We start from the raw sequence: 15,190 nt of genomic DNA on the forward strand, positions 1-15,190 counted from the left end.
GCATGCGTTTCAAGAACACGCGCATCGCAGCCCTTGGGCTAGCAATTGCTGCGCCGGCCTTCACTGCACAGGCGCAGCTGCCCGAACCGGTGCGCGCGATGATCGATGCGGCCATCGCCACCGGCGACGAAGAGAAAGTGCGCACGGTCATCGACATTGCCCGCATGACAAATCCGGATGATGCGGGCGAGCTCGACACCATACTCGCCGCCTACGAGACGGACCTCGCCGCTGCGCAAGCGGAGGCAGCGGCGCTTGAGGAAGCGGAAATACGCAATGCCGGACTGTTTGAAAACTGGAGCGGGCGCGGCGAGCTTGGCGCATTCAACTCGACCGGCAATGCCTCGAACACCGGTATCACAGCCTCGCTGCGCCTGACGCGCGAGGGGATCAATTGGCGCCACAAGCTAAGCGGGCGAGCCGACTACCAGCGCAATAACGGCGTCACCACGCGCGAACAGCTCCTCGCCACCTACGAACCGAACATCAAGCTGAACGACAGGCTCTTCGTTTTTGCGCTGGCGCAATACGAGCGTGATCGCTTTCAGGGATTTGCGGGCCGCTACGCAGTATCTGGCGGGCTCGGTTACCAGATCTTCGACAACGACACGCTTAAACTATCGGCCAAAGCAGGCCCCGCTTACCGCGTTACCGAGTTCGTCGACGGTTCAAGCGAAAGCAGTATCGCCGGACTGATCGGGATGGATTTCGACTGGAACATCACGGACCGGCTTACGCTCACTCACGACACCAACGCTGTTGCCGAAGCCGGCGGGAATGCCACGGTCATCATCGACAGCTCGAACACCAGCATCAATCTCATCACGGGTCTTGATGCAAAGATCAGCGACAATCTCTCCGCCAGGCTGTCCTATGCTTACGAGTATGACAGCAACCCGCCCGCAGGCGCGGTCAAGACCGACACACTGAGCCGGATCACGGTCATTTACGACTTCTGAGCGTGGCGCTCATGAACGGCGGATCAGGTCTCTTCGCCAAACTCCGCTAGGGAGCGCAGATATTCGACGTCGCGAACGGTCAACGTGCGTCCGTCGCGCGCAATGATGTCCTGGCTTTCCCATTCGGACAACAGCCTGCTCACATTCTCGCGCGCCAGACCTGCAAAGGCACCAAGGTCGCTTTGACTCGGATTGTAGAGCAACCGGCCATCCGTGCGATCCTTGTCGACAAGACGCACCAGCGCTCTGGCAAGGCGGGGCCCCATCGAGAAGGTGCGGTCGCTTTCGATAATGAGGTTTTGCTGCCTCACGCGCTGCGCCAGCTCGCGCATGATACGCGCTACCGATGCGGGGCTGGAGGAGACGGCTTCGAGAAAATTCTTCGATGGCAGCAGCAGGACGCTCGATTCGACGACCGCGGTGGCCGTTGCGGTGCGCGGCCCGCTGTCCAGGAGGGCAATCTCGCCAACCACTTCGCCCGGTGCGCAATAGCTGAGAATGATCTCGCGACCGCCAGCGCTCACGAATCCGATCTTGAGCCCGCCAGACAGGACGTAGACCGCGTAGTCGCCATTCTCGTCGCCCTGATTGATTACGACATCGTCGGGTTTCAGATCCCTGCGGGTGGCATCCTTCAGCAGCGCTTCGATCTGTTGAGGGTCAAGCGCCATCAACAGGCTGTCAGGAGGCAGGTTGGCCATCATGTCACTCAAGGCTTCCATCGCTTTTTCCCACCATGCAAAAGTGATCGGCACGCGCAATCGCGCGTGCATACCGTCTTAATGCCTTGGTCTGAAACACTCTGATTGCAAAGGACTTTGCGTCCGGCTGTCCCAAGAATGGTTAATTTGTGACGGCCATCACAGACCGACGATGCGATTCGGCCTAGATAGGGTTCCAGCAAAGAGATTCTCGGAGCGACCCGAGCGGAGGGCTGTCCCCTACCGCCGACTTGGCCCACACTTCGGGGGGAGTGTGGGCCATTTGCATGTCACGCGTAGTCTTTCGGCTGTCCTTCGCATTTCAGCGGGTTTTGCGCGCGAACCAGATCGTATGATGCGCGCCCTTGTTGTTCGGTCGGGAGCGAACACCCTTCTCTTCGACCACGAAGCCTGCCTCTTTCAGTCGGCGGCGAAAGCCGTGATCGGGTGCTGCTGACCAGACCGACACGATACCTCCGGGTTTTAGCGCATCGCGCGCCTTGCCCAGCCCGGTTCTCGAATAAATGCGATTGTTGTCGGCCCGCACCAGCCCGTCGGGACCATTGTCGACGTCCAGCATGATAGCGTCGAATTTTTCGCACGTTCCGTCATTGGCATCATCGATAAGCGCGGCGACATCGCAGATCTTGAGGTCTAGCCGTGGGTCGGCGAGCGTATCGCCGGTCAGCTCCGCCATCGGACCTTCGGCCCATTCGACAATCTTGTGCGATATCTCGCCGACGACGATCTGGGCGCCCTCACCCAACCGTTCGCGCGCGGCGCGGTAGGTAAAGCCCATTCCATAGCCGCCGATCAGGATGCGTGGCGCGTCGCCTGAAATCCGGTCGAGCGTCATCTCTGCGAGCTGTTCCTCGGAGAACCGCATACGTGTGCTCATCAGCTCGTTGCGCCCCAGCACGATCATGAAATCGCGTCCGTGGCTGAAGAGTTCGAGGGTTTCGCCGTCTTCGATTTCGGCTGTATCGATCAGTTCGCGTTTGAGCATAAATGTCCCTTACCCAAAAAGAAGGCCCGCCGAAATCGCTTCCGGCGGGCCCTTTCGTGTTCGGTTAGCCTGAAGAACTTAGTCCTTCAGGAAGTCCGGCATCGCTGCAGGGCCGTCATTTCCGCCGTTATCGCCGCCCCGGTCGTTCCTGGGACCACGACCACCGCGACCACCGCGACGGTCACCGCCCCTATCGCCTCTGGGGCCGCCCTTGCCACCGCGATCACCACGCGGTTCGCGCGGCGGGCGGGTGTCTTCGAGCTCTTCGCCGGTTTCCTGATCAACGACGCGCATCGACAGGCGGACCTTGCCGCGGTTGTCGATTTCGAGAACCTTGACCTTCACTTCCTGGCCTTCGGAGACAACATCGGTCGGCTTCTCAACGCGCTCGTTCTTCATTTCGCTGACGTGGACGAGGCCGTCCTTGCCGCCCATGAAGTTCACGAATGCGCCGAAATCGACGATGTTGACGACCTTGCCATTGTAGATCTTGCCGACTTCGGCTTCCTCGACGATGCCTTCGATCCACTTACGCGCGGCTTCGATCTCGTCAGCGTTGGAAGAGCTGATCTTGATCGTGCCTTCGTCGTCGATGTCGACCTTGGCGCCGGTTTCAGCGACGATCTCACGGATCACCTTGCCGCCCGTCCCGATGACGTCACGGATCTTCGACTTGTCGATCTGCATCGTCTCGATACGCGGAGCATGCTTAGACACCTCGGTGCGGGCACCGGTAAGAGCCTTCGCCATCTCACCAAGGATGTGCGCGCGGCCAGCTTTCGCCTGCTCGAGCGCCTGTGTCATGATTTCCTGCGTGATGCCGGCAACCTTAATGTCCATCTGAAGGCTGGTGATGCCTTCTTCCGAACCTGCAACCTTGAAGTCCATGTCGCCAAGGTGGTCTTCGTCACCCAGAATGTCGGAGAGAACCGCGAAGTTATCGCCTTCGAGGATCAGACCCATCGCGATACCCGAAACCGGGCGAGCGAGCGGAACGCCTGCATCCATCATCGACAGCGCGCCGCCGCAGACCGTCGCCATCGAGGACGAGCCGTTGGACTCGGTGATGTCGGAAAGGACGCGGATCGTATACGGGAATTCCTCTGTGTCAGGCAGAACCGGACGCAGCGCGCGGAATGCGAGCTTGCCATGGCCGGTTTCGCGGCGGCTGGTGAAGCCGAAGCGACCCACTTCGCCGACCGAATAGGGCGGGAAGTTATAGTGCAGCATGAAGTTGCTATAGCTGAGGCCTTCGAGACCATCGATCATCTGCTCGGCGTCCTTGGTGCCGAGCGTGGTGGTGCAGATCGCCTGCGTTTCACCGCGGGTGAACAGCGCCGAACCGTGCGTGCGCGGCAGCAGGCCGACCATGGCTTCGATCGGACGAACCTGATCGAGCTTACGACCGTCGATGCGCGTGCCGTCCTTGAGGATCGAGCCGCGAACGATCTCGCTCTCAAGCTTCTTAACGAGCTTGAGCGTGCCGAGATATTCCGCCGGATCGCTTTCGGCGAGGTCAGCAAATGCTTCGCGCGCCTTTTCACGTGTTGCGTTGACAGCATCCTGACGGGCCGACTTGTCGGTGATCTTGTAGGCGGCTTCGAGGTCTGAACCGATGGCTGCGCGAAGCTTGTCCATCTTGGCCGACTTGTCTTCAACCGGATCGAGCTCCCACGGAGCCTTTGCAGCCTGTTCGGCAAGCTCGATGATCGCGCCGATGACCTTGCGGCTTTCCTCGTGTGCGAACATCACAGCGCCGAGCATTTCTTCCTCGGTCAGCTCTTTCGCTTCGGATTCGACCATCATCACCGCGTCATTGGTTGCAGCGACAACGAGGTCGAGACGGCCGTTCTCACCCAGAGCGTCTGCGACGGTCGGGTTGAGGACATATTCGCCATCATTGGTGAAGCCGACGCGTGCTGCGCCGATCGGGCCCATAAAGGGAACGCCCGAAATGGTCAGAGCAGCTGATGCCGCGATCATGGCGACGATGTCAGGCTCGGTCTCGCCGTCATAGGACAGGACCTGCGCAATGACGTTGATTTCGTTGTAGAAACCTTCGGGGAAGAGCGGGCGGCAGGGACGGTCGATCAGACGCGAGGTCAGCGTCTCTTTTTCCGTCGCGCGGCCTTCGCGCTTGAAGAAGCCGCCGGGAATGCGCCCTGCTGCGGAGAATTTTTCTTGGTAGTGGACGGTCAGCGGAAAGAAATCCTGACCTTCCTTGACGCTCTTTGCAGCGGTGACTGCGCAAAGAACAACTGTTTCGCCGTAAGTGGCGAGGACCGCGCCGTCAGCCTGACGGGCAATACGGCCGGTTTCCAGAGTGAGGGTTTTTCCGCCCCACTCCAGCGATACGGTTTTCGTGTCGAACATTGATTTTCCTTCTGAACCCGCACGGCCTCATTGCGGTGCGGGGCCTACATTTCCGGGAGAGACCGGCCCGGTCCGGTGCGGGGCTATTCGCGCCCCCATTGTCCGCTCCCCGCCGAATTGCGTGGGAGCCGGATAGACGAAGGGCGGCCCGTTGGAGCCGCCCTTCGCAAAACTCTTATTTACGCAGACCCAGTTTCTGGATCAGCGCGTTGTAGCGCTCGACATCCTTCTTCTTGAGGTATGCGAGCAAATTGCGGCGCTTGTTGACCATCATCAGGAGACCGCGACGCGAGTGGTTGTCCTTGTGGTTGGACTTGAAGTGCTCGGTCAGGTTCTTGATGCGCTCGGTAAGGATCGCGACCTGGACTTCCGGCGAACCGGTGTCGCCTGTGCCTTGTGCGTTGTCCTTGATGACTTCTGCTTTACGCTCGGGTGCTACCGACATGTATTTCTCTTTCTACTCAGCGACATCGGGAAGGTTGAACCCCCTCACCACTTTCGCGGTGCCATCCGAAATTTCCATCAGCGCTACCGGCACATTGTCCAGCATCGCACAATAAAGCCCGGATGATTGGGGCATTCCAGACAAGACCCGGCCAACTCGGACCGCCTGCGCGTCTGTCTGGGTGAGGTTGAGGGCCGGGATGTCGTCCAGCCCTGCCTCTAACGGCAAGAGGAGGTCAGATAAGGGCGCGCCATTAGCTATTTCGTTGAGATTGTCCAGCGAAATCGCCTGCTCCTGATGGAACGGGCCAGCCTTGATGCGACGGAGATAGGTAACATGCCCGCAAGTTCCAAGGGCGCGGGCAATATCACGCGCCAGGCTGCGGATGTAAGTGCCCTTGGAAACATGCGCGGTGAGAGTGATTTCGTCGCGTTCATGCGGGCCGTCGGCGATGCAGAGCGAATGGATCGTGACCGCGCGGGTCTTGAGAGTTATTTCCTCCCCAGCCCGCGCAAGATCGTAAGCGCGCCTCCCATCGACCTTGAGCGCAGAATAGGCCGGCGGGACCTGTTCTATCGGTCCGGTGAATTGCGGGATGATCGCCGCGATCTGCGGCAAGGATGGGCGAACATCGCTACGTTCAACAACCTCTCCCTCGGTGTCGAGCGTGGTCGTTTCCTCGCCGAACTTCAGCGTGAAGTCGTAGATCTTGCTCGCATCCAGCATCCGTCCGGCCAGCTTGGTCGCCTCGCCCAGCGCAATCGGCAGAACGCCTTCGGCCAGCGGATCGAGCGTGCCGCCGTGCCCCACCTTGGTCTTGGCATAGCCGCCTTCACGCAGGTTCCGCTTCACAGCACCCACGGCCTGCGTCGAGCCAAGCCCGCGCGGCTTGTCGAGGATGATCCAGCCGTGTGGAGGAGGCTTCTTGTCAGTCATTGCGCCCCGCTAGGGGATTGGGCCGCGCGCCTCAAGCAGTGCCGGTCGCAAGCCCGCCCGATGCATCCTCGGTCTCCTCACCGCCAAGCGAGAACACCGGCGTCTGGCCGAAGACGAGCTTGTTGACCACCAGCGCGGTCACGATCGAAAGCATCAGCGTTGCAAACATGCCGTGGATGTAGTGCGCAGGCTCCCAGACCATGCTCCAGAAGCCATAGAACGCGACACCGGTCACCACACCGATCATCGCCGCGCCTGCCTTCACATTCTTGAACAGCAGGCACACGACAAAGGCGGAAAGGATCGGCATGGAGAGCAGCCCGTAAAGCTGCTGAACCGTGTTGATGAGGCTTTCCTGGCTCGCGAAGAACGGAACGAGCGCAAGCGCCAGTACGCTCATCACGATAGAAACCGCAGCGCCCAGCTTACCGACCCGCGTGACGTCGCCGATATAGGCCTCATGCAGATCGCATACGTAGAGCGCAGCGCTCGCGTTCAGGATCGAGTTGAAGCTGGTGAGGATCGCCGCGGCAATCGCCGCGGCAAAGGCTCCGGAAAGCCAGATTGGCAGCACCTCGCCAACGATGCGCCCATAGGCAACATCGCCGACATCGCCGAACAACTTGTAAGAGACGATGCCCGGCACCACCACGATGATCGGCACGATCAGCAGCCGGATGCCAGCTGCAACCACGACGCCCTTTTGCGCCTCGCGAATGTTGGGCGCGGCCATCGCGCGTTGGGTGATCGTCTGATTGGTCGACCAGTAGAATGTCTGGATGAAGATCATGCCCGTCAGCAGCGTGTGCCAGGGGATCGGGCTTTCGTTGTCTCCGATAAGCGTCAGCCGCTCTGCGGGAATGCCGGTGAGATCGAAGTCGATGGCTTGCAAAGCGAGGAAGACGACCAGCAGCGCCAGACCCAGCACCAGCACGCCGGAATAGGTGTCCGACACGGCCACAGCGCGCAGCCCTCCAAAAATCGCATAAGCCGCTCCCACAGCGGCGAGAACGACCGCGCTGACCATGATCGTGCCGAGATCGGTCGCGAGGCCTGCCAGCGAGAGCAGGAACAGCGAACCGCCATAAAGGATCGCCGGTAGGAAAATGAACAGGTTGCCGAACAGGAACAGCACACTGATGAGCGCGCGAATGTGTTTGTCGCCGTACTTCTTTTGCAGAAGCTCGGTCGTGGTCGTGCAATTGTTCTTGTAGTAAACCGGCAGGAACACGAAGGCGAGGATGAACAGGCCGGCAACCGCAGCAAACTCCCACCAGGCGAGCAGCGCCATCTGATTGCCGTTCATCCCGACAAGCTGATCGGTCGAAAGGTTCGTCAGCGTGATCGAGCCGGCCACGAAGTACCAGGCGAGGCCCCCGTTTGCGAGGAAGTAATCGCGCTCATCCTGCGGGCCTGCGCCGCGCTTGCCGCGACAATGCAGGTAGGTTGCGAGCGCGATCAGCGCGGTGATAACCAGAAATACCGCGACCTGGGTGGTGCTCATGACGACTGTTCTCTCCCCATTTCCGCCTGTTCTTCGCGGATTTGGGTTGTCCTATAACAGTCGGTGCCGCATGGCGATTCTCGATGAGCACGCCTGTTGATGACATTGTCCGCTGGTATGAACTGCGTGCGGGCGGGTCGCTGATCGCGCTTGAGGCTGCGGTCGGTGAGCGGGCTTATGTCGTCTATGCCGGACCCAATATCGAGGGTGCATCGCCCGCAGAGCTTGCGCTGCTGGCAACCCGTCAGCACGCACCGGGCGGACCTGCCGAGCACCCGCGTGGATCGCTGCTGCATACGATCGGGACTGGCATTTCGGGTCCGTCAGGTCTGGTCGGGCACCGCGAGGGAAAGGACTGGGCTGTCGATTTGAGGGTCGCTTCGGTCGAGAGGACAGGACCCACCGCGCTCACCATCCACTGCGACGATGCGAATACCGGCCTATCGAGCGCGCATCTGTTCGCGCTCGACCCTGAGACGGGGCTGTTGACGGCCAGCACCGAGATCACGAACCGCGCCAGCGAACCGTTCTGTCTCGACTGGTGTGCTGCGCTTTGCCTCCCCTTTGACCATAGCCTGTCCCGCTTTCTGAGTTTCACGGGTCGTTGGGCAAACGAATTCCAGATCGAGGAAGTCCCGCTTTTTCAGGGCAGCATAGTGCGCGAGAACAAGACGGGGAGAACCAGTCACGACGTCTTTCCCGGCGGCATCCTCACAAACGAACACACTGGCGAGAACGAAGGCACGGCGCTCGGTTTTCACCTCGGCTGGAGCGGCAATCACCGCCAGCGCATCGACCGCCACAGCGACGGGCGCGGTTTTTTGCAAATGGGCGAGCTGTTCTTTCCCGGCGAAATGCAACTGGCCGAAAGCGAAAGCTACCGCACTCCCGACATGCTGATCGCTTGGTCGATGGACGGTTTCAATGGCGTCTCCCACGCGTTTCACGATCACCTTGAACGCGCCGTTCTGGACCGGCGCAGCGCTGCAAAACCTCGCCCCGTCCACTACAACACGTGGGAAGCGGTTTACTTCAATCACGATGAAAGTGCGCTGATCGAGCTTGCCGAAAGGGCCGCTGACGTGGGCGCGGAGCGCTTTGTCCTCGATGACGGCTGGTTCGGGTCGCGCCGAAACGACGCGGCTGGACTTGGAGACTGGTGGGTATCGCAGGACGTATACCCCCACGGCCTCCATCCGATCGTCAACCGCGTGCGCGAGCTCGGCATGGAGTTCGGCCTGTGGTTCGAACCCGAGATGGTCAACCCCGACAGCGACCTCTACCGCGCACGTCCCGACTGGGTACTGGGCGTCGAAGGAGCCGAGCCCATCGCGTCGCGCAACCAGTTGACGCTCGATCTCACGAAGTCCGAGGTCACCCAATACCTGTTCGAGCGTATCAGCGCGCTCGTTAGCGAATACGAAATCGCCTACATCAAGTGGGACATGAACCGCGATGCACAGCACCCGGCGAGTGGCGGCCGCGCAGTCATGCACAGGCAAACCAACGAGGTTTACGCGCTGATCGAGAGGCTTCGGACCGCTCATCCGGGCCTTGAAATCGAAAGCTGCTCATCAGGCGGTGCGCGCGCCGACTTCGGCATCCTGCGTCACACCGACCGTGTTTGGACTTCGGACAATAACGATGCACGGCATCGCCATGCGATCATGCGAGGCGCGTCACATTTTCTGCCGTTGCGCGTGCTCGGCAATCATGTCGGACCCAGGACCTGCCATATCACCGGACGCCGTTTTTCGATGGCCTTTCGGGTCGCGAGCGCGATCTTCGGCCATATGGGCATGGAGCTTGACCTCAGGCGCGAGAGTGAACGCGATCTCGACGTGCTCAAGGCCGGGATCGCGCTTCACAAGGAACACCGCGAACTCATCCATTCAGGCCGCTTCTGGCGCGGTGAAAGCGCAGCGCACACCAACCTTATGGGTTGCGTAGCAAGGGATGCGGGCGAGGCTTTGTTCGCCTTCGCTGTACTCGACCTCGAAATTGCGACCTTGCCAGAGCGCGTCACATTCCCCGGCCTTGATCGTGCGAAAACCTATCGCGTCAGGCTCGTCTGGCCGAAGCACAATCCATCCATCTCAACGCCTTGCATCATTGACGCGGCGGGGCTTCAGGGAGAGGGAGTGGTGGTATCCGGCGCGGCGCTGACCACTTATGGTATCCAGCCTCCGCTGACCCGTCCCGATACGTGCCTGATCTATCACCTCAAGTCCTGCGAGTAAGCATCCGATATGGAAACAGATTTCGACCTGCTTGTCATCGGCGGCGGCATCAACGGCGCTGGGATCGCGCGCGATGCGGCGGGGCGCGGGTTGAGCGTTTGCCTGGTCGAAAAAGACGATCTCGCCCAGCATACATCCAGCGCTTCGACCAAGCTGGTGCATGGGGGCCTGCGCTATCTTGAGCATTACGAATTTCGGCTGGTTCGAGAAAGCCTGATCGAGCGGGAACGGCTCTTGAACATGGCTCCGCACATCATCTGGCCGCTGCGCTTCGTGCTGCCGCACGACAAGGGGTTGCGGCCCAAGTGGATGCTTCGCCTTGGCCTGTTCCTTTACGACAATCTGGGTGGCCGCAAGCTTCTGCCGCCGACGCGCAATGTGGACCTGCGCGAGCCCCCGCATTGCGAGGTGCTCGAAGGCCGGCTGACGCATGGCTTCGAATATTCCGATTGCTGGGTCGAGGATTCGCGCCTTGTCGTGCTCAATTGCATGGACGCACAAGAGCGCGGGGCGACAATCCGCACGCGCACGGAATGCATCGGCCTTTCACGCGAGGACGAGTGTTGGAGCGCGGTCCTTCGAACCAATGACGGCGAAGAAACGATTACCGCAAAGATGGTCGTCAACGCCGCTGGCCCGTGGGTCGACACGGTGTTGGGCCGTGCCCTCCCCGGCGAAATCCATGCGAACCTGCGCCTCGTAAAGGGAAGTCACCTGATTTTCCCGAAGCTATACGAGGGCGAGCATTGCTACATCTTTCAGAACAAGGACGACCGGATCATTTTCGCGATCCCCTATGAGCGCGACTTTACCCTGGTCGGAACCACAGATGTCCTGTTCACCGGCGACCCATCGGACATCGACATCAGCGCAGATGAGGCGGATTACATCTGCAATGCCGCCAATGAATATCTGCGCGTGGACGTGACGCCTGACCAAGCTGTCGCCAGCTATGCCGGGGTGCGTCCGTTGTATGAGGACAAGGCCGCATCCAATTCCACCGTCACCCGCGATTACCAGTTCGAGCTTGAACAAGACGGCCCGAAGATGCTCTCGATCTTCGGAGGCAAGCTGACAACATATCGCAAGCTTGCCGAGCATGCGCTTGAAAAACTTGGCATAGAGGACGACAGGTGGACTGCCGACGAGGTCTTGCCGGGAGGTGAGATCGACCCGGTTCATTTCGGCCGCTTCATCGAGGATCAGGCCGCGCTGTTCCCCTGGCTCGGCGACGAAACCGTTCTGCGCCTTGCACGGGCATACGGCACGAGGATGATTGATCTGATCGGCGATGCGCAGGGCATAAACGACCTTGGCGAGCATATGGGCGGCGACCTTTATGCGCGCGAGCTTGAATATCTTGTCGAACACGAGTTTGCACGCAGCGCAGACGATGTGCTGACGCGCCGATCCAAGCTCTATCTCCACATTGACGATGCGGCACAGGCCAAGGTTGCGCGCTGGTTCGACGCTCGCACGGTCGACGCATGACTGACAGTGTGATGCTCAGACGCGCGCTGGGCGGTCCGATCCATCGCCGCGATCATCGCAAGGCCGATGGGCGAATGCTGCACCTCTATGGTCGCGCGCCGCATACGCTGCCGATCCTCTCCGAGAGTGACGATGACATCGCGCAGGGCGGCGAACTCAGATACCACCCCTTGAGGCAGGAGTGGAACGTCTACGCCGCGCATCGCCAGAACCGCACTTTCAAACCCTCCGCCGCCGAAGATCCGCTTGCCCCCACCCTTCCCGGCGGCGCGGAGACGGAGATACCGTTCGAGAACTTCGAATGCGCGGTGTTCGATAACAAGTTTGCCGCGTTCCATCCCAGCGCATCCGATGCAGCCGATCTCGGCGGGATCGAGACCGAACCTGCGGTGGGAGCGTGCGACGTGGTCGTGTATGCACCCAATGCGACGGGCAGCCTGCACACGATCGGCTCCGACCGGCGACAGGTGCTCATCGGCGCATTGATCGACCGCTATGAAACGCACTTCGCCAATGGTTGTCAGTACGTGCTTCCATTCGAGAACCGAGGCGACGAGGTGGGCGTCACGCTCCACCATCCGCACGGGCAGATCTACGGCTTCAACCGCGTGCCCGAGGTGCAGGCCCGCGCAGTCGACGCCTTTGCGAATGGCTTTGACCTTGCTGCCGAAATCGCAGCGGCGATGCCCGATTACGGGCTAGGCGCTGAGGGCGGGATGGCGGCGTTCGTCCCGCGCTTCGCTCGCTTTCCTTACGAAACCTGGATCGCCCCGGTGCAGCGCCGGGCAGGTCCATGGGATTGTACGGACGAAGAGCTTGAAGCACTTGCCTTCTGGCTTGGCGAGATGACGCGGCGGTATGACGCTCTGTTCGAGGGGCCTGCGGCGACCATGATGGCTTTCCACGCCTCGCCCAATCCGGATGCGGTCGGCGACGCATCGCGCTATCACTTTAGCGTCCAGTTCTACCCCCTGCTGCGCGCGCCGGGACGGGTGAAGTACCTTGCATCGGTCGAACAGCATACGGGAACCTTTACGGTCGATGTCATGCCCGAAAGCGCAGCAAAAGCGCTGCGTGAGCACGCCGCGCCATGAGCAAGGCTTTCACCGCAAGGGCGCCCGGCCGCGTCAATCTGATTGGCGAGCACACCGATTACAATGGCGGGTGGGTGCTTCCCGCTGCGCTGTCGGTCGGGATCGAGGTCAGCCTGACCCCGCGTGCAGACAGCGCCGTCACGGTCAGCTCGCTCAACTACGCCGCGCCCGCGATGCGCGAATTGACTGAGGATGCTGTAGGCGACTGGTCCGACCCCTGCGTCGGAGCCATATGCGAGGCGAATTCGCTTGGGCTGCTGGAAGGCGGCGCATCGCTTGATGTGTCATCGACCATTCCCGAAGGCTCGGGTCTTTCTTCCAGTGCCGCGTTGATTGTCGCAATTCTCAAAGCCGCGCGACAAGCCGCCGGCAGCGACCTGAGCGATGTCGATCTCGCCATCGCGGCTCGCCGGGTCGAGAATGAGTATATGGGCGTGCCATGCGGGATCATGGACCAGATGGCGGTTGCCCTTGCCTCACCCGGAAGTGCGATGGCGCTGGATACCAAATCGCTCGATTGGGAAATCCTGCCCCTTCCGGCGGGCCACGAAATGGTGGTCGTGCATTCGGGTCTTACCCGCAAGCTCACCGAAGGACGCTATGGCGAGCGCAAGGCCGAGTGCGACGCGGCCAAGCGGCATTTCGGGACCGAGGATCTGTGCCTGCTCGACCCCGGCGAGATCGAAGCCGCCGGTCTCGACGACGTGCCGAAACGCCGCGCTCTTCATTGCGCGACGGAGCACCAGCGTACTCTCGCCGCTGCAAAGGCACTTCGCGATGGAGACGTTGCAGCACTTGGGCGATTGATGAACGAAAGCCACGCCTCAATGCGCGATCTGTTCGAGATGTCGCTGCCCGAGATCGACGATCTTGTTGCGACGAGCGTGGGCCTTGGAGCGCTTGGCGCGCGCTTGACCGGTGGCGGGTTTGGCGGGTGCATTGTCGCCTGTGTCCCGGCGAACGAGCGCGGCGTGTGGCTCGCTGAACTGCTCAAACGCCATCCCCAAGCCCGGTTTATCGATGCCGCGCGCCCGTCCTAGGAAAGTCCCGGCCTAAAAGAAGCCGGGCCTAAAAGAAGCCAGGATTGTACCCGAATAGGCCGAAAAGAAACACGAAGGCTGCATCGACCAGCGGCAGGATCGTGACCTCAAGCCAGCCTGTTCCGAAGATCCAGCTGTATGCGATCACACCCACGATCAGCAGCACGCCAACATTTTGCAATCGCGCCCAATGGCGTCGAAGCCGGTCCGGCAGCAGACCTCCGACGATATGCGATCCGTCGAAAGGCGGAATCGGCAAAAGGTTGAAAAGGCCGAGGAACAGGTTGATCAGAACGAAGTAAAGCAGCGCGGTTTCCACCGTCAGCGTCTCGCCAACGGCATCGGCGACAAAGACCAGTCCACCCGGCCCCTCGACCAGACCGACGCCCTGCCCGAAGCTTGCAAGCAGGAAGGCGCTGAGCGTTGCCAGCACGAAGTTGATGCCCGGCCCTGCGGCGGCAACCGCCATCATGCCAAATCTGGGATTGTCGAGCCGCCGCTGATTGACCGGGACAGGCTTCGCCCAGCCGAACGGAGGACCGCCAAGCAACAGCAGTCCTGCGGGGACAAGAAGCGTCCCGATCGGGTCGACATGCTTGATAGGATTAAGGGTCAGGCGCCCGCGCTCGCTCGCGGTCGGATCGCCTAGCGCCTTGGCAGCGTAGCCGTGCGCGACCTCGTGGAAGACAATCGCCACGACGATGCAGGGCACGACCATCGCGGCGAAAATGAGACTGTCATACATGACAAGGGATATGGGGTGGGCGCTACGCCTTGGCTAGCCTTCGCCCACGATCCCGGTCTTGAGCGCCTTGCTGAAATGTTTGCGGCAAAGCGCGACATAGCGGTCATTCCCGCCGATCTCGGTCTGCGCGCCTTCGCTTACAGGAGTGCCGTCTTCCATCACGCGCAGGTTCATGCTCGCCTTGCGCCCGCAATGGCACACGGCTTTCAGCTCAACCAGCGCGTCGGCAATGCCCAGCAGCGCCGCCGAGCCGGGAAACAGTTTGCCGAGAAAATCGGTGCGGATGCCGTAGCACAGCACCGGTATGCCCGTTTCATCGGCCAGCGCGGCAAGTTGCCAGACCTGTTCCTCGGTAAGGAACTGCGCCTCGTCCAGCAGCACGCAATCGAGCGGTGTGTCCTTGTGCGCCTCGCTCACCGCAGCGAACAGGTCCGTATCGGGCCGATAAAGATGTGCACCCGCCTCAAGTCCGATCCGGCTGCGCACCATCCCTTCGCTGCGCGTGTCGAGCTCGGCAGTCCACAACATCGTTTTCATCCCGCGCTCGCGATAGTTGAAGTCGGCCTGCAAGAGCGTGGTCGATTTTCCCGCATTCATGCTGGAATAGTAGAAATAGAGCTTTGCCATCGCTCGTCAGCTTTAACGAGCGCGCTGCC

At 60.9% G+C, this 15,190-nt stretch carries 13 protein-coding genes; 5 read left to right on the top strand and 8 right to left on the bottom strand.

What is annotated here, in order from left to right; translation table 11 throughout:
* Nucleotides 1–2 precede the first annotated feature (2 nt).
* The gene (locus CD351_RS13475; protein WP_111993760.1) at nucleotides 3–959 is read left to right on the top strand and encodes a YdiY family protein; all 957 of its coding nucleotides are present in this window, start codon (nucleotides 3–5) and stop codon (nucleotides 957–959) included.
* Between the two features lie 23 nt (nucleotides 960–982).
* Here the strand turns inward: CD351_RS13475 and CD351_RS13480 are convergent, their stop codons facing one another.
* From CD351_RS13480 to CD351_RS13505, 6 genes are all read right to left on the bottom strand, one after another.
* On the bottom strand, nucleotides 983–1,732 hold the full coding sequence (locus tag CD351_RS13480) for a Crp/Fnr family transcriptional regulator (protein WP_234027139.1): 750 nt from the start codon (nucleotides 1,730–1,732) through the stop codon (nucleotides 983–985).
* 250 nt (nucleotides 1,733–1,982) lie between these two features.
* Nucleotides 1,983–2,666 (bottom strand): MnmC family methyltransferase, encoded by a 684-nt coding sequence (locus CD351_RS13485; protein WP_111993119.1) that lies wholly within the window; start codon nucleotides 2,664–2,666, stop codon nucleotides 1,983–1,985.
* Between the two features lie 78 nt (nucleotides 2,667–2,744).
* Complete coding sequence (pnp, locus tag CD351_RS13490; RefSeq protein WP_111993120.1) at nucleotides 2,745–5,039, bottom strand: polyribonucleotide nucleotidyltransferase; 2,295 nt, start codon at nucleotides 5,037–5,039, stop codon at nucleotides 2,745–2,747.
* Between the two features lie 175 nt (nucleotides 5,040–5,214).
* Nucleotides 5,215–5,484 (bottom strand): 30S ribosomal protein S15, encoded by a 270-nt coding sequence (rpsO, locus tag CD351_RS13495; RefSeq protein ID WP_111993121.1) that lies wholly within the window; start codon nucleotides 5,482–5,484, stop codon nucleotides 5,215–5,217.
* A gap of 12 nt (nucleotides 5,485–5,496) precedes the next feature.
* Nucleotides 5,497–6,420: a tRNA pseudouridine(55) synthase TruB gene (truB, locus tag CD351_RS13500; RefSeq protein ID WP_111993122.1), complete on the bottom strand. Its 924-nt coding sequence runs from the start codon at nucleotides 6,418–6,420 to the stop codon at nucleotides 5,497–5,499.
* Between the two features lie 31 nt (nucleotides 6,421–6,451).
* Nucleotides 6,452–7,924: an SLC5 family protein gene (locus CD351_RS13505; protein WP_111993123.1), complete on the bottom strand. Its 1,473-nt coding sequence runs from the start codon at nucleotides 7,922–7,924 to the stop codon at nucleotides 6,452–6,454.
* 83 nt (nucleotides 7,925–8,007) lie between these two features.
* Here CD351_RS13505 and CD351_RS13510 point away from each other — a divergent pair, with 83 nt between their 5' ends.
* Genes CD351_RS13510 through galK form a run of 4 tightly spaced genes read left to right on the top strand, consistent with a single transcriptional unit; the run spans nucleotide 8,008 to nucleotide 13,789 of the window.
* Nucleotides 8,008–10,164, top strand: coding sequence for an alpha-galactosidase (locus CD351_RS13510; protein ID WP_111993124.1), 2,157 nt, complete (start codon nucleotides 8,008–8,010; stop codon nucleotides 10,162–10,164).
* A gap of 9 nt (nucleotides 10,165–10,173) precedes the next feature.
* Complete coding sequence (glpD, locus tag CD351_RS13515; protein WP_111993125.1) at nucleotides 10,174–11,655, top strand: glycerol-3-phosphate dehydrogenase; 1,482 nt, start codon at nucleotides 10,174–10,176, stop codon at nucleotides 11,653–11,655.
* Entirely contained in the window at nucleotides 11,652–12,749 is a 1,098-nt protein-coding gene (locus CD351_RS13520) for a galactose-1-phosphate uridylyltransferase (RefSeq protein ID WP_111993126.1), read from the top strand. The genes glpD and CD351_RS13520 overlap by 4 nt, the downstream gene beginning before the upstream one ends.
* Nucleotides 12,746–13,789, top strand: coding sequence for a galactokinase (galK, locus tag CD351_RS13525; protein ID WP_111993127.1), 1,044 nt, complete (start codon nucleotides 12,746–12,748; stop codon nucleotides 13,787–13,789). Before CD351_RS13520 ends, galK begins: the two co-directional genes overlap by 4 nt.
* A 28-nt stretch (nucleotides 13,790–13,817) precedes the next feature.
* Here the strand turns inward: galK and CD351_RS13530 are convergent, their stop codons facing one another.
* Together CD351_RS13530 and CD351_RS13535 are read right to left on the bottom strand one after the other, a co-directional pair.
* Nucleotides 13,818–14,534 carry a site-2 protease family protein gene (locus CD351_RS13530; protein WP_111993128.1) on the bottom strand — a complete coding sequence of 239 codons (717 nt, stop codon included), beginning with the start codon at nucleotides 14,532–14,534 and terminating at the stop codon, nucleotides 13,818–13,820.
* A 33-nt stretch (nucleotides 14,535–14,567) separates the two neighbouring features.
* Nucleotides 14,568–15,161: a thymidine kinase gene (locus CD351_RS13535; RefSeq protein WP_111993129.1), complete on the bottom strand. Its 594-nt coding sequence runs from the start codon at nucleotides 15,159–15,161 to the stop codon at nucleotides 14,568–14,570.
* Between the last annotated feature and the right edge of the window lie 29 nt (nucleotides 15,162–15,190).

The organism is Erythrobacter sp. KY5 (assembly GCF_003264115.1).
GTDB lineage: Bacteria > Pseudomonadota > Alphaproteobacteria > Sphingomonadales > Sphingomonadaceae > Erythrobacter.

Bases quoted from the DNA above. Each gene is read 5' to 3' on its own strand.
- CD351_RS13475 (WP_111993760.1), top strand. From the start codon at position 3: ATGCGTTTCAAGAACACGCGCATCGCAGCCCTTGGGCTAGCAATTGCT.
- CD351_RS13480 (WP_234027139.1), bottom strand. From the start codon at position 1,732: ATGCACGCGCGATTGCGCGTGCCGATCACTTTTGCATGGTGGGAAAAA.
- CD351_RS13485 (WP_111993119.1), bottom strand. From the start codon at position 2,666: ATGCTCAAACGCGAACTGATCGATACAGCCGAAATCGAAGACGGCGAA.
- pnp (WP_111993120.1), bottom strand. From the start codon at position 5,039: ATGTTCGACACGAAAACCGTATCGCTGGAGTGGGGCGGAAAAACCCTC.
- rpsO (WP_111993121.1), bottom strand. From the start codon at position 5,484: ATGTCGGTAGCACCCGAGCGTAAAGCAGAAGTCATCAAGGACAACGCA.
- truB (WP_111993122.1), bottom strand. From the start codon at position 6,420: ATGACTGACAAGAAGCCTCCTCCACACGGCTGGATCATCCTCGACAAG.
- CD351_RS13505 (WP_111993123.1), bottom strand. From the start codon at position 7,924: ATGAGCACCACCCAGGTCGCGGTATTTCTGGTTATCACCGCGCTGATC.
- CD351_RS13510 (WP_111993124.1), top strand. From the start codon at position 8,008: ATGAGCACGCCTGTTGATGACATTGTCCGCTGGTATGAACTGCGTGCG.
- glpD (WP_111993125.1), top strand. From the start codon at position 10,174: ATGGAAACAGATTTCGACCTGCTTGTCATCGGCGGCGGCATCAACGGC.
- CD351_RS13520 (WP_111993126.1), top strand. From the start codon at position 11,652: ATGACTGACAGTGTGATGCTCAGACGCGCGCTGGGCGGTCCGATCCAT.
- galK (WP_111993127.1), top strand. From the start codon at position 12,746: ATGAGCAAGGCTTTCACCGCAAGGGCGCCCGGCCGCGTCAATCTGATT.
- CD351_RS13530 (WP_111993128.1), bottom strand. From the start codon at position 14,534: ATGTATGACAGTCTCATTTTCGCCGCGATGGTCGTGCCCTGCATCGTC.
- CD351_RS13535 (WP_111993129.1), bottom strand. From the start codon at position 15,161: ATGGCAAAGCTCTATTTCTACTATTCCAGCATGAATGCGGGAAAATCG.